General features: G+C 46.4%; 17 protein-coding genes. 14 read left to right on the plus strand and 3 right to left on the minus strand.

Annotation, left to right across the window (positions count from 1 at the left end; translation table 11 throughout):
- Window positions 1–60: 60 nt before the first annotated feature.
- Both BBC0178_RS01565 and nudC read left to right on the plus strand, forming a co-directional pair.
- A complete protein-coding gene (locus tag BBC0178_RS01565) occupies window positions 61–471 on the plus strand; it encodes an HIT domain-containing protein (RefSeq protein ID WP_078040297.1) in 411 nt (136 codons plus the stop codon).
- 19 nt (window positions 472–490) lie between these two features.
- The gene (gene nudC, locus BBC0178_RS01570; protein WP_078038960.1) at window positions 491–1,405 is read left to right on the plus strand and encodes an NAD(+) diphosphatase; all 915 of its coding nucleotides are present in this window, start codon (window positions 491–493) and stop codon (window positions 1,403–1,405) included.
- 387 nt (window positions 1,406–1,792) lie between these two features.
- Here nudC and BBC0178_RS01575 read toward each other — a convergent pair whose 3' ends face one another.
- Both BBC0178_RS01575 and BBC0178_RS01580 read right to left on the minus strand, forming a co-directional pair.
- Entirely contained in the window at window positions 1,793–2,653 is an 861-nt protein-coding gene (locus BBC0178_RS01575) for a prephenate dehydratase (protein WP_078038961.1), read from the minus strand.
- Window positions 2,650–3,390: a 3-deoxy-manno-octulosonate cytidylyltransferase gene (locus BBC0178_RS01580; protein ID WP_078040298.1), complete on the minus strand. Its 741-nt coding sequence runs from the start codon at window positions 3,388–3,390 to the stop codon at window positions 2,650–2,652. Before BBC0178_RS01580 ends, BBC0178_RS01575 begins: the two co-directional genes overlap by 4 nt.
- 118 nt (window positions 3,391–3,508) lie before the next feature.
- Between BBC0178_RS01580 and BBC0178_RS01585 the strand changes: the two genes are divergently transcribed.
- The 6 genes from BBC0178_RS01585 to BBC0178_RS01615 all read left to right on the plus strand — a co-directional run bounded on the left by BBC0178_RS01585 (window position 3,509) and on the right by BBC0178_RS01615 (window position 10,713).
- On the plus strand, window positions 3,509–4,054 hold the full coding sequence (locus BBC0178_RS01585) for a c-type cytochrome (protein WP_078038962.1): 546 nt from the start codon (window positions 3,509–3,511) through the stop codon (window positions 4,052–4,054).
- Window positions 4,055–4,113: 59 nt separating this feature from the next.
- A complete protein-coding gene (locus tag BBC0178_RS01590; protein ID WP_078038963.1) occupies window positions 4,114–5,937 on the plus strand; it encodes an extracellular solute-binding protein in 1,824 nt (607 codons plus the stop codon).
- A 168-nt stretch (window positions 5,938–6,105) separates the two neighbouring features.
- The gene (locus BBC0178_RS01595) at window positions 6,106–7,212 is read left to right on the plus strand and encodes a microcin C ABC transporter permease YejB (protein WP_075915216.1); all 1,107 of its coding nucleotides are present in this window, start codon (window positions 6,106–6,108) and stop codon (window positions 7,210–7,212) included.
- Window positions 7,212–8,372 (plus strand): ABC transporter permease, encoded by a 1,161-nt coding sequence (locus BBC0178_RS01600; protein WP_078038964.1) that lies wholly within the window; start codon window positions 7,212–7,214, stop codon window positions 8,370–8,372. Before BBC0178_RS01595 ends, BBC0178_RS01600 begins: the two co-directional genes overlap by 1 nt.
- Window positions 8,369–9,994 (plus strand): ABC transporter ATP-binding protein, encoded by a 1,626-nt coding sequence (locus BBC0178_RS01605; protein WP_078038965.1) that lies wholly within the window; start codon window positions 8,369–8,371, stop codon window positions 9,992–9,994. The genes BBC0178_RS01600 and BBC0178_RS01605 overlap by 4 nt, the downstream gene beginning before the upstream one ends.
- Before the next feature lie 485 nt (window positions 9,995–10,479).
- The gene (locus BBC0178_RS01615) at window positions 10,480–10,713 is read left to right on the plus strand and encodes a hypothetical protein (protein ID WP_078038967.1); all 234 of its coding nucleotides are present in this window, start codon (window positions 10,480–10,482) and stop codon (window positions 10,711–10,713) included.
- Between the two features lie 160 nt (window positions 10,714–10,873).
- Here BBC0178_RS01615 and BBC0178_RS01620 read toward each other — a convergent pair whose 3' ends face one another.
- Complete coding sequence (locus BBC0178_RS01620; RefSeq protein ID WP_078038968.1) at window positions 10,874–11,641, minus strand: molybdopterin-synthase adenylyltransferase MoeB; 768 nt, start codon at window positions 11,639–11,641, stop codon at window positions 10,874–10,876.
- A 98-nt stretch (window positions 11,642–11,739) separates the two neighbouring features.
- Here BBC0178_RS01620 and gshB point away from each other — a divergent pair, with 98 nt between their 5' ends.
- The 6 genes from gshB to phoU all read left to right on the plus strand — a co-directional run bounded on the left by gshB (window position 11,740) and on the right by phoU (window position 18,266).
- Window positions 11,740–12,678 (plus strand): glutathione synthase, encoded by a 939-nt coding sequence (gene gshB, locus BBC0178_RS01625; protein WP_078038969.1) that lies wholly within the window; start codon window positions 11,740–11,742, stop codon window positions 12,676–12,678.
- Window positions 12,679–12,819: 141 nt separating this feature from the next.
- On the plus strand, window positions 12,820–13,869 hold the full coding sequence (locus BBC0178_RS01630) for a PstS family phosphate ABC transporter substrate-binding protein (RefSeq protein WP_078038970.1): 1,050 nt from the start codon (window positions 12,820–12,822) through the stop codon (window positions 13,867–13,869).
- Window positions 13,870–13,925: 56 nt separating this feature from the next.
- Window positions 13,926–15,410, plus strand: coding sequence for a phosphate ABC transporter permease subunit PstC (gene pstC / locus BBC0178_RS01635; RefSeq protein WP_078038971.1), 1,485 nt, complete (start codon window positions 13,926–13,928; stop codon window positions 15,408–15,410).
- Window positions 15,407–16,699 carry a phosphate ABC transporter permease PstA gene (gene pstA, locus BBC0178_RS01640; RefSeq protein WP_078038972.1) on the plus strand — a complete coding sequence of 431 codons (1,293 nt, stop codon included), beginning with the start codon at window positions 15,407–15,409 and terminating at the stop codon, window positions 16,697–16,699. The genes pstC and pstA overlap by 4 nt, the downstream gene beginning before the upstream one ends.
- A gap of 68 nt (window positions 16,700–16,767) precedes the next feature.
- A complete protein-coding gene (gene pstB / locus BBC0178_RS01645) occupies window positions 16,768–17,526 on the plus strand; it encodes a phosphate ABC transporter ATP-binding protein PstB (protein WP_078038973.1) in 759 nt (252 codons plus the stop codon).
- Window positions 17,527–17,543: 17 nt separating this feature from the next.
- Window positions 17,544–18,266, plus strand: coding sequence for a phosphate signaling complex protein PhoU (gene phoU, locus BBC0178_RS01650; RefSeq protein ID WP_078038974.1), 723 nt, complete (start codon window positions 17,544–17,546; stop codon window positions 18,264–18,266).
- Window positions 18,267–18,905 lie beyond the last annotated feature (639 nt).

Genomic DNA, 18,905 nt, shown 5'->3' on the forward strand with positions numbered 1-18,905 from the left:
GATATCGCTAATTTGAAACAAAAAGCAAGTCGTGAAACGAAAAACATGGAGATAAATACGTTGCAACAGCCATTTAAACTTGATCCACGTTTGGAAAAAGACAGTTTTTTCATTGTCGAGCTTGCCTTGTCCGATGTCCGGCTCATGAATGATTCCCGTTGGCCGTGGCTCATTGTTGTGCCTCGCATTGCCGGAGCGGAAGAAATACATCATCTTTCCGTTGATGATGAACAGGTCCTTGTTGCCGAAATGAACGAGGTTGCCGTAGCACTTGAAGCCATCACCGGATGCGATAAAGTTAATACAGCCGCTATCGGCAATATCGTGCGACAACTTCATGTGCATATTATCGCGCGCAACGAAGGCGATATAAATTGGCCGAAAACGGTCTGGGGATACGGAGAACCCGTTCCCTATAGCGATGAAGCCGCTCGCAAGTTTATTCGTAAGCTGCAACTGAGGCTCGATTGAAATTAAGGCTGGATTGAATATGACATCTTCTGCAATTGCATTTATCGGAAACCCTATCAACCGTCAGCTTGAAAAGCGTACGGATACAATCGTGGCCGACCAGAGAAACCATCATGCGCGTTTTATTGTGCTCAACGGTTTTTCAATCGTCTATCGGAATATTAAAGGGATAGCCGATCTCTATCTTGATGAAAAATCATTAGAGCTCTTCAAGCCGCAATGGGAAGAAGCCTGCCTGCTTGGTTGGGAAGACGAAAATCCGGTTATTGCTTTGCCGGTTGAAGAATTTGCCGGTCAACCCCCTTCACCATTCAATCAGGTGGGATTGAGGGAAGCTTATAGCCGCGCACTTTTCAGCCAGACCCAATCGGGCGTTCTCGCACAAGCCTATTCATTGCTCATGTGGCACAAAAATAACCGTTTTTGTTCGCGTTGTGGCAAGCCCAGCCGGATTGCGGCAGGTGGTGCAAAGCGCATCTGCACGGCTTGCGGGACCGAGCATTTTCCACGAACAGATCCGGTTGCCATCATGCTTGTCCATTTTGGGGACAAGTGCCTGCTTGCCCGCACACCGAGTTTTGAAAAGGGGCGTTATTCCTGCCTTGCCGGTTTTGTCGAACAGGGCGAGACATTGGAAATGGCAGTGCGTCGGGAAACACGCGAGGAAATGGGAATACCGGTGGGCAAGGTGGTCTATATTGCGTCCCAACCTTGGCCGTTTCCGCATTCTTTGATGCTCGGTTGTCATGCCGAAGCGCTCGACGATAAGATTACCATCGGCTATGACGAGATGGAAGACGGGCGCTGGTTTACCCGTCAGGAAGTAGCACTCATGATGGCCGGTCGCCATGAACAAGGCTTGCATTTGCCACCTCGCGCGGCAATTGCCAATTTTCTGATAAAGGAATGGCTGGAAAAGAAGTTTATCGACTAGGATATTGCTTTTGGTGGCGGTGGTTTTTGTGAACTTTGAAAAATCGCCGCTATATAATTTAGCCGAGTGCCTCGAAAACTATCCGTTTGTGGTTTTTTGTTTGAAACAGCTTGTCTTTACGGCTCGCAACCGAACACTCTGACCGAACGGAAAATACAAAAACCACTTTTGTTTATCTCAAGCTTTGAGAGCGGCTATTTCTCTACCCCTCATCATTATGGCCAAAAAATTCTTACCCGATTGTCTTCAATCTATAAACAGTATGGCTTGCCAAAAGCAGGACAAAAGTTCGGGTGAAAATTCATGCTCGAAACGCACAAATAGCAATCGACAAATTTCTGCCAATTTCTGTGATTTACGAGCACCGTCCCGCTAAGCCGGTGAACCTCACCCATAGATTTTCGTGTCGCGGACAGGACTTGCCGGATAGACACCGACTATTCTGACCTTGGTCGAGAAGAAGCCTAGTTCTTCCAAAGCAAGGCGCACCATCAGCTGATCGGGGTGGCCTTCAATATCGGCAAAAAATTGTGTTGCGTTGAATGTGCCGCCAACCTGATAGCTTTCAAGCTTGGTCATGTTGACGCCATTGGTTGCAAAACCTCCCATGGCTTTATAAAGCGCTGCCGGAACGTTGCGCACACGGAAAAGAAAACTGGTCATGACCTTTTCGCCGTTTTCTGGTTTTGGTGCGCGTTTCTCTTCCCGCGAAAGGATAACAAAACGCGTTACATTATTTTCCGAATCCTCGACATTTTCTTCAATGATATCCAGGCCGTAAAGTTTGGCAGCAAGTTTTGGTGCAAGGGCTGCCTGTGTGCGGTCGCCTGCCTGCTTGATGAATTTGGCAGCACCCGCCGTATCGGATGAAACGACCGCCTGCCAATGGTTGTCCCGGATAATTTTGCGGCATTGTCCCAGTGCATGGATGTGGCTATGAACCGATTTTATCTCTTCACGTTTGACACCCGGCAGCACCATCAATTCAAAATGAATTGGTAAAAAATATTCGCCAATGATGAAAAGTTTTGTTTGCGGCAGCAAATGGTGAATATCGGCAACACGTCCGGCAAGCGTATTTTCAATCGGAATCATGCCAAGGTCGGCTTCTCCGCTCTCGACCGCATGCAAAGCGTCTTCAAATGTCGTGCAGGGTAACGGATCCATATCCGGAAATACGTTCCGGCAAGCTGTGTCGGAATTGGCGCCGTAATCACCTTGAAATGCGATTTTATTGGTTTTTGTCATTTTCCCGCTCTGATCATTTCTCTTGCATGTTCAAGATCTTCAATTGTATCAACCCCTAAAGGCACAGTTTCGATAATTTCCGCATCAATGCGCATACCTGCTTCAAGTGCGCGCAATTGTTCAAGGCTTTCCCGCTTTTCAAGATAGGAAGGTTGTAGCGAGACAAAACGTTGAAGTGCCTTGCGCTTATAGGCATAAAGGCCGATATGATGGTAAAGCGGCCCCTTGCCATAGGGTGCTGTGGCACGGGTAAAATAAAGGGCGCGCAATCTGGTTTTTCCGATCGGCGAACCGACGATTTTCACCACATTCGGATTGACTTTTTCCTCTTCAACCGAAATTTCAGCCCCCAAAGTGGCAATATCCGTTTCAGGGTTTTCAAGTGGTTCCAATGCTGCGGCAATTTCATGCGGCGCGATCGTCGGCAAATCACCTTGTACATTGACGATGACATCAAAACGGTTATCCGGATCAAGAAGCGTTAATGCCTCATAGATACGGTCCGAACCCGACTGGTGGTCGGGACGGGTCATGACAGCTTCCATTCCATGTGCTTTGACAGCATTGGCAACGTCTTCATGGTCGGTTGCAACAACTACCCTGCCGAGATTTGCCTTATTGGCGCGTTCGGCAACATGTACAATCATCGGCTTTCCGGCAATATCGGCCAGAGGCTTTCCGGGAAGTCGTGTTGAAGACATGCGGGCAGGAATAAGTATAAGAGTAGAAAAAGCCATCATCATCGTCCTGAAGATTATTATCCCAGTTTATTCTATCCGATTTATAGATATTGCGTTGATGACGCAAAAGACTTAAATTTTCAACATCTATAAAATTTAAGCGACCGAATTTTTTATGAAGGTATCCACTGTCAATGACCTTATCGCCGCCTGTCTTCTCTGGGCTGTTTTTCTTTTTCTAATCGTTTATGGCAGTGACCTTGTTTATGACCATCAGCAACCGGCAAAAATTGTTTATTCAATCAACGGTGAAGAAGTACCGGTTACCGAAAAGGTAGAGCCGAAACAACAAATATCACTGGTGACAAGGCTTCAGCAGGCCGATATTGAAAATGGCCGCAAAGTATTCGGCCAATGTGGTTTATGTCATACACCGGCAAAAAATGGCCCTGCACGTGTCGGCCCACCTTTATATGGAATAGTGGGAAGGCCATTTGCTTCCGTTTCCGAATATACTTATTCGCGCGCCATGCGGGCAGAAAATGGCAAGACATGGGACTTTGCAACGCTTGACGCCTATCTTGCTTCCCCGCGTAAATATATTCCCGGAACGGCCATGGCTTTCAATGGTGTGAAGGATGAGAAAGACAGAGCCGATCTTATTCTTTATTTGCGTAGTCTTTCCGATGCGCCGGTTGAATTGCCACATTTAACCCCTTAAGAATAACAATCAATAAAATCTGTTTTCTATCGGCTATCTTGAAATCGATTGGGGATTTGATGAAACTCGGATTGGCTTTTTGTCTCTTTTTCGCCCTTAATAGTATAGCTATCGCCGATCCAGAGTGGCGCACAAGCCTGTCTCTCGGTGTTGAACCCAAATATGGCGACAATTTTACCCATTATGATTATGTCAATGTGAATGCGCCCAAAGGCGGCACTTTTAATGATAGTCGCACCGGCACATTCAACAGTTTCAACCCCTATATTGTTACAGGTACACCTGCTGCGGGTTTTTCTTCCCGCGGCGGCGGGGAACAATATGATACACTGATGGCACCTTCGACCGAAGAAACGTCGGTCAACTATCCCCTTATTGCCGAGGCTGCACAATATCCGGACGATTTTTCGTGGGTAAAATTCCGCTTGAACAAAAAAGCCCGATGGCATGACGGTCGCCCCATTACTGCCGGGGATGTGGTGTGGAGCTTCAATGTTTTGAAAAGCAATTCGCCATTTTTCAACAATTATTATCATTCGGTCAAAAAAGCCGAAAAAACCGGTGAACATGAAGTCACCTTTCTGTTTGAAGAAAAAGGCAATCGCGAACTCCCTTATGTGATGGGGCAAATGCCGGTTTTACCTCAACATTGGTGGGAAGGAACCGATGCAACAGGTAAAAAACGGGATATTACTGCGCCAACTCTCGAAATACCTTTGGGGTCAGGGCCTTACGAGGTTGAAAGTTTTATAGCCGGAAAATCGATTACCTGGAAAAGGGTTGAAAATTATTGGGCAGCCGATCTTCCTGTCAATCGTGGGCGGTTCAATTTCGATAAAGAGCATTATAGCTATTTTCTTGATCCGAACGCTGCATGGGAAGCTTTCAAAAAAGGTAATCTCGTCGACTGGAATTTGGAAAACCGTATCCAGCGCTGGAACCAGAGCTATGATTTTCCAGCGGTCAAAAACGGGCAAGTTATCCGGCGCAGTTTCGCCTTTCATGGCTCGGGACGTATGCAAGGATTTTTTATCAATACCCGCCGTCCGCAATTTGCCGACCGGCGCGTGCGTCAGGCACTCAACCTCGCTTTTGACTTCGAGTCTCTCAATAAATCGTTGTTTTTTAATGATTATCATCGCATCTCGAGCTATTTTGACGGGCTTGATCTGGCGGCAAAAGGTTTGCCGCAGGGAAAGGAACTTGAAATTCTTGAAACGGTTAAAGATGAAGTGCCGGCCGAAGTCTTTACCACACCCTTTTCCAACCCCGTTTATGACAAGCCCGATTCATCAAGGCGCTATCTGACAGAAGCCATGCGTTTGTTGAATGAAGCCGGTTGGCATTTGGAGCAGAACCGGCTTGTCAATAAAAAGGGTGAAGTTTTTACATTGGAAGTGATGCTGAGTGATATGGCATTCGAGCGTGCGACAGCACCTTTTATAGCCAATCTTCAACGTTTGGGAATCGATGCATCCATGCGTGTGGTTGATGCTTCACAATATCAAAATCGTGAAGCAAATTTCGATTTCGATCTTGTCATCAAGGTCATCGGCCAAAGCGATTCACCCGGCAATGAACAATTGGAATATTGGGGCTCGAAAGCCGCTGATCGGCCGGGTAGCTATAATGTTGCGGGTATTAAAAATCCGGCTGTCGACAAACTTATCGAACGTGTCATCTATGCAAAAGATCGTGAGGAACTCGTTGCTGCAACCCGTGCTCTCGACCGTGTTTTGTTGTGGAATTATTATGTTATTCCCCAATGGTATGCCGAACATCTCAATATTGCCTATTGGGACAAATTCGGCATTCCCGAACCGCAACCGGAAGCAAGCGGCGTTGATATTCCCTCATGGTGGGTAAAGAACGACAAAAACTAGAACTGCGGTGGGCTAGAATTGCCAAGAACCGGAATTGCTGAAAAATCAGCCGTTTGTCATTTGTTTACCATAAATGTTCCAGAATAGGGGTTCAATTGAACGCACCGGTTTGATTCGCATGTTGCGAGCCTAACAAAACTCATACCGGAAAGAGGATGAAAGAGAGATATGGCGGCCTATATAGCGCGGCGTTTGCTGCTGATTATACCGACATTGATCGGCATTTTGACAGTGACATTTGTCATTGTGCAATTTACTCCCGGTGGCCCTATCGAGAATATTATTGCGCAATTGCAAGGCACCGGTGGCGATGCCATGGGGCGGGTTGCCGGCGGTGGTGGTGACCTCGGGCTTTCATCAGAGGTAACGTTACAGGGTAGCGACGCGAGTGCAAAATATCGTGGTGCACGCGGCCTTGATCCGGAATTTATTGCAAAACTCGAAAAACAGTTCGGTTTTGATAAACCTCCGCTTGAACGTTATTTTACGATGTTGTGGAATTATATCCGTTTCGATTTCGGGGATTCCTATACGCAAGGCCGTTCTGTTGTGGATCTTATTAAAGGTGCCTTGCCGGTTTCGATTTCTTTAGGGCTGTGGCAATTGTTGATTTCTTATGCGATTTCCATTCCTCTCGGTATCCGCAAGGCCGTCAAGGATGGCTCCACATTCGATATATGGACAAGTGCCGTTATCATTATCGGCTATGCAATACCGAGTTTCCTGTTCGGTATTCTGTTAATGGTCCTTTTTGCCGGAGGGTCATTCTTCGACTGGTTTCCATTGAGCCATTTGACATCGGAAAATTTTGATGAATTGTCGCTTGGCGGCAAAATTTTGGATTATTTCCACCATCTTGCTTTGCCACTCACAGCAATGGTTATTTCGGCTTTCGCCACCACAACATTGCTGACCAAAAACTGTTTTCTGGAAGAAATCAGAAAGCAATATGTGGTGACGGCACGGGCAAAAGGTTTAAGCGAACACGCTGTTCTTTACGGGCATGTTTTCCGCAACGCCATGCTTGTTGTTATTGCAAGTTTTCCGGCAGCATTCATCGCTTCATTTTTCACCGGTTCACTGCTTATCGAAATGCTATATTCGTTAAACGGAATGGGGCTTTTAAGCTATACATCCATTGTCAATCGTGATTATCCGGTTGTGTTCGGCTCGCTCTATATTTTCTCGTTGATCGGTCTTGTTGTGAGCCTTATTTCCGACCTCACATACATGCTTGTCGATCCGCGTATCGATTTCGAGAAGAGGGACGTTTGATGAGCGAGCAAACTTCCGGACAGACAATCGGCGTGGCAAAGCCAGTAAAACCCCGCCGCAACAAAAGACCGTTTTTGTCGCCGCTTAATGAACGGCGCTGGAGAAACTTCAAGAAAAACCGTCGCGGCTGGTGGTCGTTGTGGATTTTCCTTATTCTTTGTCTGTTTTCTTTTGGTGCCAATTTCATTGCAAATGACCGGCCGATTATCGCATCCTATAAGGGCGAGCTGCTTTTTCCGGTGCTTTTCGACTATCCCGATTCCAAGTTTGGCGGTGTTCTTGCAACGGTCGATTTCCGGGAAGATTATATCAAGAAAGAAATCAACGAACATGGCTGGGCGATATGGCCGCCGGTGCATTATTCCTATGATACAACAGTCGGCAACAAGCCTGTTGCGCTGGCTCCTCCATTCTGGCTTCAAAGTAAAGACGAGCGCTGCAAGAATTATGCTCTCGGTGCAAAGGATCCCGAATGCACAATCGGAAACTGGAACTGGCTTGGTACAGATGACCAGACACGTGATGTTTTTGCGCGTGTGCTTTACGGTTTTCGTGTTTCCATATTGTTTACGGTTATCTTGACGGCTGTTTCTTCGATTATCGGTATTGCTGCCGGTGCGGTGCAGGGATATTTCGGCGGTTGGGTCGATCTCATTTTCCAGCGTTTTATCGAAATCTGGTCTTCGGTTCCCGCGCTTTATCTCATCATCATTATGGCGGCGGTTCTTGCCCAAGGCTTCTGGGTTCTGTTGGGAATTATGTTGCTGTTCCAGTGGGTGGCGCTGGTGGGCGTGGTGCGTGCAGAATTTTTGCGGGCAAGAAATTTTGAATATGTCAATGCAGCAAGGGCGCTGGGTGTGCCGAATATCACGATCATGATACGCCATCTTCTTCCCAATGCCATGGTTGCAGCACTCACCTATTTGCCGTTTTTATTGACAGCCGGTATCTCGACTTTGACTGCGCTTGACTATCTCGGTTTCGGCTTGCCTCCGGGGTCGGCCTCGCTTGGAGAACTCATGCGGCAGGCAGCAACCAATCTCAATGCTCCGTGGATTGGCATTACCGGCTTTGTTGCTATTGCGGTCATGTTGTCGCTTCTGGCTTTTATCGGTGAAGCCGCCCGTGATGCTTTCGATCCGAGGAAGACGTTCCAATGACAGCTTTGCTCAGTGTTCGCGATCTTTCAGTGATGTTTCGTCAGGATGGCAAGGAAACACTTGCCGTCGATCACATCTCGTTTGACATCAATTCCGGTGAAACACTCGCGCTTGTCGGCGAATCGGGTTCGGGAAAGTCTGTAACCGCGCTTTCTATTCTGAAGCTTTTATCCTATCCGATGGCGAGCCACCCTTCAGGCGAAATCTTTTTTGACAATAAGGATTTGATGAAGCTTGATGAAAAATCTTTGCAGAAAGTTCGTGGCAAAGACATTGCAATGATTTTTCAGGAACCGATGACTTCGCTCAATCCCCTTCACACGGTCGAGCGGCAGGTCGGCGAGGTGATGAAAGTTCATGAGGGCATGTCGGATAAAGACGCTCGCCAACGCACGATCGAGCTTCTCACTCAAGTGGGAATCCGCGAGCCGGAAAAACGCTTGTCGTCATTTCCCCATCAATTATCGGGCGGTCAGCGGCAACGCGTTATGATTGCAATGGCGCTTGCCAATAATCCGAAACTTCTTATTGCCGACGAGCCGACAACAGCACTTGATGTAACAGTGCAGGCGCAAATTCTCGAACTTCTTGAAAAGCTCAAGCAAGAGCGTTCTATGTCGATGCTCTTTATTACCCATAATCTCGGTATTGTGAGGAAATTTGCCGACCGCGTTTGTGTGATGACCGGGGGCAAAATTGTCGAGACAGGAAAAACCGCCGATATTTTTAATCGCCCGCAACATGACTATACCAAAAAACTGCTTGCCGCAGAGCCGAAAGGAAATCCGCCGAAAGCCGATAAAAACGCTCCTGTTGTGATGGAAGGGGAAAAGGTCAGGGTCTGGTTTCCTGTTAAAAAAGGTTTTTTCCGCCGCACGGTCGATTATATCAAGGCGGTTAATGATATTGACGTGACCATACGTGAAGGACAGACATTGGGCGTTGTTGGCGAATCCGGTTCGGGAAAAACCACGCTGGGTCTGGCACTCACGCGTATGATCTCTTCACAAGGCCATATTCGTTTTAACGGGAAAAATATTGAACATTTTTCCTTCAAACAGATGCGACCTTTGCGCCGTCATATCCAGATTGTTTTTCAGGATCCGTTCGGCTCGTTGTCGCCAAGAATGTCAGTCGGTGAAATTATCGCCGAAGGACTCCTCATTCACGAGAAAAATCTGAATTACGAAGAACGCGATGAGCGAGTTGTCCGTGCTTTAGAAGAAGTCGATCTTGATCCCGAGACGCGCAATCGCTATCCGCACGAGTTTTCCGGTGGTCAACGCCAGCGTATTGCAATTGCCCGCGCCATGGTTCTCAATCCACGTTTTGTGATGCTCGATGAACCGACATCGGCACTTGATATGAGCGTTCAGGCACAAGTGGTCGATTTGTTGCGCACTCTTCAACAAAAACACAATCTTGCCTATCTCTTCATCAGCCATGATCTGAAAGTCGTCAAAGCATTGGCCAATGATCTTATTGTCATGAGAAATGGTCGAATGGTCGAACATGGACCGGCAGAAGAAGTGTTTTCATCACCCAAAACCGAATATACCAGAGCTTTGATGAATGCCGCTTTCGATTTGAGTGTCGATAAGAATGACATTGATGAAGCTTGATATTTATCAAGCGTGAATGTGGACAAGCAAAGCGAAAATTCTATGTCTGCTTAACAAAACCGATCGGCCGGTTTTTTTAGTGGCCAAGTTTTTTGGTTAACCAGTTTTAGATCGTCCAGCTTTTTGATTGGAAAAGTTATCTGATTGGTCGAATTTCTGCCTGAAAGAATTTTGAATTTTTCTTGTGTTTTCTTTGAAGTGAAATAAAAATCGGAGCAATAAAACATCAGCAGAAACATCAAGGCGAAAGTGCATCACATGGCTAAAATAGCCCCGTGAAATAACAATTCTCAAAATTACTTTTTTGTTCAACAATGCGCATAAGAGAGGATTTTTCGGGTTTCAAAACCGGCAATTGTCGGAAGTGTTTTGCCGAAGTTATGAAAGAGCGATAGAGCCTTTCAACGAAATAAAGCCTGAAGTCTTGAAAAGTTTTTAATCCGCTCAATGTCTTTTAGCTGTGAGACTTTCAGGAGAAAGACATTATGATAAAAGCACATAAAAATGGGCATAAGTCACCCGAACATAAAAACAGGCCAGAAAATAGACATGAGCGCCGTCACGAGACTATGCCAGATGGTACTGCCTATAAAACCAATGAAACGCTTCTCGATGCGGGTAATCTTGAAGATTATAATGGCCCATTATCGGATTCCGACAGCCCATTATTGGAAAAGAACATTGCTTCCGATAATTTATCGACCGACAAACAGAAATAGTCCTTTTAGAATAACTGGTCCCGACATTCAAAATAGCCCGACTTTACTAGAAAGACAGGGCTAGAATGACAGAGTTGGAAAGACGCGGCTAAAAATAGTGCTTCAAGAGGCGTTGTTTTAAAAAAACAAGGCATTGTTTTAAACAAGACAAACAGCGTTTTTATTTTTGTGTCGAGGCTCTTTTTTTATAGCGGATTGTTTCGAAACGGGCTGATAACCCGTCATAAAGGAGCAGTCTCCCGACAAGCGGTTCACCGCAACCGGTAATGATTTTTATAGCTTCCATGGCTTCTAACGAACCGATAACACCGGGAAGAGCACCGATGACGCCGGCTTCTGCACATGTCGGTACAACACCTTTGGGCGGCGGGGTCGGAAAGAGATCGCGATAGGAGGGGTGTTCACCGCCAAGATAAGGCATGAGGACCGTTAAAGAGCCGTCAAAACGCCCGATTGCACCGCTGACGAGCGGTTTTTTCAAATTTTCGCAACTATCGGCGAGAAGATAACGGGTGGTAAAATTATCCGAACCATCAATGACAAGATCGTATTTGCCGATAATTTCAGCAGCATTTTCTTCCGTTAGTCTTAAAGGGTAAAGGTCGAGTTTCACGTACGGGTTGATCGCTTCGAGCGTTTCGGCAGCACTTTCAGTCTTTTTTTCTCCGATTGCCGAAGTTTTGTGGATAACCTGCCGTTGCAGGTTTGAAAGCGAAACCACATCATCGTCGATAATGCCGAGAGTGCCGACACCTGCGGCCGCAAGATAGGTTAAGACCGGCGCTCCAAGCCCGCCTGCACCGACAACCAGCACTTTCGCAGCTTTAAGTTTCTGTTGACCGGCACCACCGATTTCCGGCAAAAGAATGTGGCGTGCATAGCGCTCTATTTCTTCCTTGTTTAATTTTTCGTCTGGTGCTTGCGTCATGCCTTAACCCTTGTCATATTTCATTCCTATCTAGTGACTCATGGTACGATTGACTAGCCTGCTTTGATTACCCGCTTTGATTATATGAGGCAAATCTTATGAAAATAGCTATCCAGATGGATCATATCTCGACCATCCATATCAAGGGAGATACAACATTTGCTCTGGCATTGGAGGCGCAAAGGCGGGGACACGAACTGTTCCATTATACACCCGACCGGCTTTCGATGCTCAATGGCGAAGTGACCGCTCGTATCGAAGCGTTGAAAGTGCGCGACGAGGAAAACAATTATTACGAATTGGGTGAGGCTAAGCGCACACCACTTCAAGAAATGGATGTCGTGCTGCTCAGGCAGGATCCGCCATTCGATATGAATTATATTACGACCACGCATATTCTTGAACGGATAATGGATAAGACTTTGGTCGTGAATGATCCGAATTGGGTACGCAATAGTCCTGAAAAACTCTTTGTTACCGAATTTCCTGACCTAATGCCGGAAACGCTCATCACCCGTGACGCCGAAGAGGTCAATGCTTTTCGCTCCGAATTTGGTGATATTATTATCAAACCACTTTATGGAAATGGCGGAGCAGGGGTTTTCCTGTTGAAAAAGGACGACAAGAATCTCGGCTCGCTCCTTGAAATGTTCAACGAGCTTTATCCGGAAGCTTTTGTCGTGCAACGTTATTTGAAAGATGTGAGTGCCGGCGACAAGCGCATTATATTGATTGACGGAGAGGCCGTGGGAGCCATCAACCGCGTTGCAGCCTCGACCGATGCCCGTTCGAATATGCATATTGGTGGACGGGCAGAGAAAACCGAGCTTACTCGCCGTGACCTTGAAATTTGTGAACGGATTGGACCTTCCTTGAAAAAACGCGGTCTTCTCCTCGTCGGAATAGATGTCATCGGCAATTACATGACCGAAATTAACGTCACTTCGCCAACCGGTATCCGCGAACTGAAACGTTTCGGTGGTGCCGATGCTGCCAAAATCTTCTGGGATCATGTGGAAAACAAATTAAAAGGTTGAAAAAGCCAATATAAAGATAGTCAAAAATGGCTTTAGACTGTATGAGGTTTTTAACAGACACTGCAACAAGCATTATGAGAGAAATAACAATCCATTGTTAGCCTTGTTAAAAAAAGCTGCCGGTTGTCCAGGAGTGCATGGATGAACAGATTGCTTGCAACGGTTGTGGGGGTGGTATTGGTCACAACCAGTTTGTCGGGAACTGCCTTGGCTCGCGATTATATCCAAGTGTCCGGCTCATCGACAGTTTTACCCTATGCAAAAATAGTTGCAGAAACATTCGGAGAAATTTTTACCAATTATCGTACACCTGTTATCGAATCGGGTGGTTCGGGGGCCGGAATCAAAGAATTTTGCCGCGGCATCAGTGACAATACCATTGATATTGCCAATGCTTCCCGACCGATGAAAAATACCGAATTGAAAGCCTGTTTTGATGCCGGTGTCACCGAAGTCGAAGAAGTCCGCATCGGCTATGACGGGATTGTATTTGCAAGCGATATTCACGGTCCTAACATCGATTTGACACCTGTCGATGTTTATAAGGCATTGGCAGCAAAAATCGTTGTTGAGGGGAAACTTGTTGCTAACACTTTTAAAAAATGGAACGAGATTGACCCGAAATTACCCGATTGGGAGATCAACGCGTATATCCCCGGCGAAAAACATGGCACAAGAGAAGTCTTCGAGGAAAAATTGATGGCTGAAGGCTGCAAAAAAAGTGGTGCAGCCGAAAGCATGAAAACTCTTTCGATGGATGACACGGCAGTCACTGCCGCTTGTATAAGTATTCGCAAGGATGGCAGGGCTATTGATATTGATGGTGACTATTCGGAAACCCTTGCACGTGTCATGTCGAATAAAACAGGGATAGGCGTTTTCGGACTGGCATTTTATGAAAATAATGCCGACAAGCTGAAAGTTGCTACCGTTAATGGTGTTACTCCCAATGTTGACACGATTTCGAGCGGAAAGTATCTCGTTTCCCGTCCGCTGTTTTTTTATGTCAAGAAAGCCCATTTGGGAGTCATTCCGGGCATGAGAGACTATATCGAATTTTTCTTGTCTGACCAGATGATCGGACCGGATGGTCCACTTGCAGATTATGGCCTCATTCCCGCTCCTGATAGCGAACGGGAAGCGCAAAGGGCTGCATTCGAGAGTGGAACTGTCATGTCAATTGACAAATGAAGTGAGCAAACGCGGGAAATTCCCGCGTTATTTTTGAAATAAAACCGGAAAATGGAATGTCCATATCACTATTAATCTTGGTTATTTTTGCTCTTGGCATAGCCGGGTTTGTCATTTCGGGAAAGCGTGCCGCTTCAATCGAGAAACAAGGTAAAAAATTGCATTCGCGGCCATATTATTTTGGCTGGTGGACATTTTTGCTGACGGTCGTTCCCGCTTTTCTCGTTCTTATATTGTGGGAATTGGGAAGTGCTGTCTATCTTGAAGAACGCGCTTCGACCGGATTGACTGAAATTGTAAAAAGCGGAGAGACGTTAAATCACAGTTTGGCATTAAGCACGGTTGACAGTCTTACCCGCGCTTTTTCGACCGCCAAAACCGACATTGCAGATCTTGATCTTAATCATCCGGCATCCCCGCTCACTTATAAAACAATAAGCGATGATATGGCAAAAAAAGGCATTATGCTGCCGAGTGAGGGAGCAGATAGCCTTATTCCGGTTGCTATAGACTGGTATAAAGGGGCAACGAAGTCCCATTTCTATTGTTTGATTGTCACATTGGTTATTGCAATTGTCGGCCTGTTTTCTGGTATTTTGGGGGTGGGCGAGAAAAAACGCGCCCGCAACAAAGTCGAGAAGATGGTGTTTGTCGGCCTCGTTATTGCCTCTATCGTGGCCATTCTTGCAACCATCGGCATTTTCTTTTCAATGCTGTTCCAAACAATCAGTTTTTTCAAAGTTGTGCCGTTGTCGAATTTCTTTTTCGGTACTGTTTGGGACCCGCGTTTTAGCGCAAGCGGTTCGGCCGGTGCTGTCGGGCAATTCGGTTTGCTGCCGCTTCTCGCCGGTACACTTTATATTGCCTTGGTTTCAATGATTTTTGCGGTTCCGGTGGGGCTTTTTGCGGCTATATACATGTCGGAATATGCTTCCCGCCGTGTGCGTGCAATTATCAAACCGCTATTGGAGGTTCTGGCCGGTATTCCGACAATTGTTTACGGGTTTTTCGCTCTGGTTACTGTCGGGCCGTTCTTGCGGGATCTTTCAATTGCCATTGCTGGCGGACAAGGTTTCATTATGTCGCAAAGCATTTTGACTGCCGGTCTCGTTATGGGAATTATGTTAATACCTTTTGTATCCTCGCTTTCCGACGATATTATATCGGCAGTACCGCAAGCTTTGCGTGATGGTTCATACGGGCTTGGCGCCACACAATCGGAAACCATTAAAAAGGTTGTCCTTCCGGCAGCATTGCCGGGGATTGTGGGTGCAGTGTTGTTGACCGCATCACGGGCTATCGGCGAAACAATGATTGTCGTTCTTGCAGCCGGTGTTGCAGCAAATCTGACCCTTAATCCGTTCGAGGCCATGACAACGATGACAGTAAAAATCGTCAATCAGCTCACCGGTGACCTTGAATTCAATTCGCCGCAGACATTGGTTGCATTTGCCCTCGGTATGACGCTCTTTGTACTGACACTTTTGATGAATGTTTTTGCGCTTTATATTGTGCGTAAATATAGGGAACAATATGAATGAGTAACGTTGTTCAAACGCCAAGACGCGACATCGGGTTAAAGCGCCGTTATCGGGCGGAACGGCGTTTCCGCGCCTATGGGCTTTTAGCAATCGGGGTCGGGCTTTTATTTCTCGTTATTCTTTTGTGGTCGATTATTGCTCAAGGGGTGAGTGCGTTTCAACAGACAACGATGACCTTGCCTGTCTATTTCGATGAACAGATTATTGACCCGAAAGGCGAGCGGCTCACAAATCCCAAAGTCCTCATTACCGCAAATTATCCGCTGCTTGTGCGCAATACTCTCGCAGACAAGCTTGGCGTTGATAAGAATAACCATGGCGCAATGCGTGAACTCAACCGCATGATTTCAGGTGGTGTGCGCGTTGAAATACGTAAGCTTCTTATTGAGCATCCCGATTATATCGGTAAAACCCGCACGATTGATGTATTAGCCGCCGCCGATATCGATTCTGCTTTCAAAGGGCAAATCGACCTTTCTGTTCCAGAACAAAATCGTAAGGTCACTAATCGCCAGATCGGGTGGATGGAAAAACTCGCTTCCGACGGCACATTGCATAAAGCTTTCAATAAAGGGCTTTTCACATTCGGGGCTTCAAGCCGGCCGGAAACATCCGGACTTGGCGTTGCCATTATCGGTTCGGCTTATATGATGGCAATCGTGTTGATATTGTCTTTGCCGATTGGAGTTGCAACAGCCATTTATCTTGAAGAATTTGCCCGCCGCAGCAGGTTCAATGATATAATAGAGGTGAACATCAATAATCTTGCAGCTGTGCCGTCTATCGTTTTCGGTTTGCTAGGGCTTTCCATCTTTATCAATTTTCTGCATCTGCCGCGCGCCTCGTCAATTGTCGGGGGGCTCGTATTAACGCTCATGACGCTGCCAACAATCATTATTGCAACGCGTGCTGCTTTGCGGGCAGTTCCGCCTTCAATACGGGATGCAGCGTTGGGACTTGGTGCATCAAAAACGCAAACCATTTTTGGTCATGTTTTGCCGCTTGCCTTGCCTGGAATTCTCACCGGTACAATCCTTGGTCTTGCAAGGGCTTTGGGGGAAACAGCGCCACTTTTATTGATCGGCATGGTCGCCTTTGTTGCAAATTATCCGGCAACCCCGATGGAACCCGCAACAGCCCTTCCGGTCCAAATTTACATGTGGGCAAATGAGCCGGAACGTGCCTTTAATGAACGTACATTCGGAGCGATCATCATTTTGATGGCGTTTCTCGCTATCATGAATATAGCCGCAGTATTGCTGCGCCGTAAATTTGAACGGCGCTGGTAAAGTTGAAGTTGAACATATTGATTTAGCGAGCCCATTCTGGCTCAAGACGAAATAGGATTAGGTCGATAATGAAAATCAAGATGCGTGGTCAGGATGTCAAAGTGTTTTATGGCGCCAAAGAAGCTTTGCATGGTGTCAGCCTTGATATTCCCGAACATCAGGTTATGGCATTGATTGGTCCGTCCGGTTGCGGCAAGTCAACTTTCCTGCGTTGTCTCAATCGTATGAATGATACAATTGACGGGGCAAAAGTAACCGGTCTTATCACTCTTGACGGGCAGGATATTTATGATCCGGATATCGACGTTGTCGAATTGCGCGCCCGTGTCGGTATGGTCTTTCAAAAACCCAATCCTTTCCCGAAGTCCATATACGAGAATGTCGCCTATGGGCCGCGTATTCATGGACTTGCCAAATCACGCAAGGAACTTGATATGATCGTTGAACAAAGCCTTGTCAAAGCCGGTTTGTTCGATGAGGTCAAAGACCGTTTGAACGATGCCGGAACCGGTCTTTCCGGTGGGCAGCAGCAACGCTTGTGCATTGCACGCGCTATTGCGGTCAGTCCGGAAGTGATCTTGATGGATGAACCATGTTCCGCACTCGACCCGATTGCAACGGCGCGCATTGAAGAATTGATTGATGATTTGCGCGAGAATTTTACGATTGTTATCGTTACCCATTCAATGCAGCAGGCTGCACGCGTTTCGCAATATACGGCGATGTTCCATTTGGGAGATCTCGTTGAAGTAGGCGAAACCGAGATGATGTTCACTTCACCAAAAGAGCAACGTACACAAGATTATATTACCGGTCGTTTCGGTTAAATTCAGGGAGCACGCTTATGCCAATAAATCATACCGTCCGTTCATTCGATGAGGAGTTGGGCTACCTTGAAGCAAAAATTGCCAAAATGGGAACTTTTGCTAGCGAGATGATCGAAGAAGCAGTCAATGCTGTTGTGAATAATGATCTGGATTTGGCTAAAAAGGTCATTTCCGATGATATGTTTCTCGATGAGACCGAACGCGAAATTGATGAAAAGTCGGTGGCAATTATCGCCAAACGCCAGCCAATGGCGGTGGATTTGCGCGAAATTATCGGGGCTATGCGCATTGCTGCCGATCTGGAACGCGTTGGCGATATGGGGAAAAACATTGCAAAAAGGGCGGCCGCGATTGTCGAAAGCCGGCAACCGGCGAGCCTATATCATGGCCTTCAATCATTCGCGACATTGACACTTAATCAGCTCAAGGAAGTTTTGGACGCTTATGCCAGCCGCTCGCTTGAACGGATTGATGCCGTGCGTAACAGGGATGAAGAAATTGACGCTATGTATACATCGCTGTTTCGCGAGCTCCTCACTTATATGATGGAAGATCCGCGCAATATTACCGCTTGCACGCATTTGTTATTTTGCGCCAAAAATATCGAGCGCATTGGCGATCACGCAACCAATATTGCCGAGGCATTGCACTATATCATGACCGGTACATATTTGAGCACAGATCGTCCGCGCGATGATACGACCTATAAGGTTGGAGCAGACGAAAAAACTGAAAAATAACTGAAGCTGTGCCCAAAAATATCGATTATTGAAATAGCTTCCGGAAATAGATCATATCGGGCGGATAGCTGCGATCTGTCGTGGCTCCTCCGTGTCCTTCGGTTTATTGCCTAAAATTTACTTCTCTCAATAGGAATTTACCTGTCTGAATATATGCCCAATTTTCTCATTGAGAATTTCGTAATCAACCCGCATAGGTTTCAATGACTGTTTTCATTTTCATGAGCACGCAACTTACTCATAACAACAGTCTAGCGAAATGCGTTCTTTTGTTTTGCGAACCGAACCGCAAATACTGCTTGGATTTATCCGGAGCAGGTTTTCTCCGCAATATTCACCAATGAAATTTTATTATGTTCGGCTATGGGCTTTTAAGCTCATTAATAACAGTCTTATTTTAAACGAAAGATGATCTAGAACAGTCTTCCTGGTCGTTTTTTGCCTTATTCTGCCCGATTTTGTCGATGAAATTCATTTATCGGCTACACTTTGTGGATTTAGCGTTAATAATAAGTGAACAGGCAGCCTTGTCGGGCCGTAGCAAGGCAACTGAAAAGTCGGGAGCGGATATTTTTAAGATAGTTTATGAATTTAAAAATATATAAATAAAACAATGTGTTATAATAATTATTCAGCTCT

Origin of the sequence: Ditibartonella apihabitans (assembly GCF_002007485.1) — a bacterium.
Lineage (GTDB): Bacteria > Pseudomonadota > Alphaproteobacteria > Rhizobiales > Rhizobiaceae > Bartonella > Bartonella apihabitans.

Coding starts and splice junctions, on each gene's coding strand:
- nudC (WP_078038960.1), top strand. CDS start 491: ATGACATCTTCTGCAATTGCATTTATCGGAAACCCTATCAACCGTCAG.
- BBC0178_RS01575 (WP_078038961.1), bottom strand. CDS start 2,653: ATGACAAAAACCAATAAAATCGCATTTCAAGGTGATTACGGCGCCAAT.
- BBC0178_RS01580 (WP_078040298.1), bottom strand. CDS start 3,390: ATGGCTTTTTCTACTCTTATACTTATTCCTGCCCGCATGTCTTCAACA.
- BBC0178_RS01585 (WP_078038962.1), top strand. CDS start 3,509: ATGAAGGTATCCACTGTCAATGACCTTATCGCCGCCTGTCTTCTCTGG.
- BBC0178_RS01590 (WP_078038963.1), top strand. CDS start 4,114: ATGAAACTCGGATTGGCTTTTTGTCTCTTTTTCGCCCTTAATAGTATA.
- BBC0178_RS01595 (WP_075915216.1), top strand. CDS start 6,106: ATGGCGGCCTATATAGCGCGGCGTTTGCTGCTGATTATACCGACATTG.
- BBC0178_RS01600 (WP_078038964.1), top strand. CDS start 7,212: ATGAGCGAGCAAACTTCCGGACAGACAATCGGCGTGGCAAAGCCAGTA.
- BBC0178_RS01605 (WP_078038965.1), top strand. CDS start 8,369: ATGACAGCTTTGCTCAGTGTTCGCGATCTTTCAGTGATGTTTCGTCAG.
- BBC0178_RS01615 (WP_078038967.1), top strand. CDS start 10,480: ATGATAAAAGCACATAAAAATGGGCATAAGTCACCCGAACATAAAAAC.
- BBC0178_RS01620 (WP_078038968.1), bottom strand. CDS start 11,641: ATGACGCAAGCACCAGACGAAAAATTAAACAAGGAAGAAATAGAGCGC.
- gshB (WP_078038969.1), top strand. CDS start 11,740: ATGAAAATAGCTATCCAGATGGATCATATCTCGACCATCCATATCAAG.
- BBC0178_RS01630 (WP_078038970.1), top strand. CDS start 12,820: ATGAACAGATTGCTTGCAACGGTTGTGGGGGTGGTATTGGTCACAACC.
- pstC (WP_078038971.1), top strand. CDS start 13,926: ATGTCCATATCACTATTAATCTTGGTTATTTTTGCTCTTGGCATAGCC.
- pstA (WP_078038972.1), top strand. CDS start 15,407: ATGAGTAACGTTGTTCAAACGCCAAGACGCGACATCGGGTTAAAGCGC.
- pstB (WP_078038973.1), top strand. CDS start 16,768: ATGAAAATCAAGATGCGTGGTCAGGATGTCAAAGTGTTTTATGGCGCC.
- phoU (WP_078038974.1), top strand. CDS start 17,544: ATGCCAATAAATCATACCGTCCGTTCATTCGATGAGGAGTTGGGCTAC.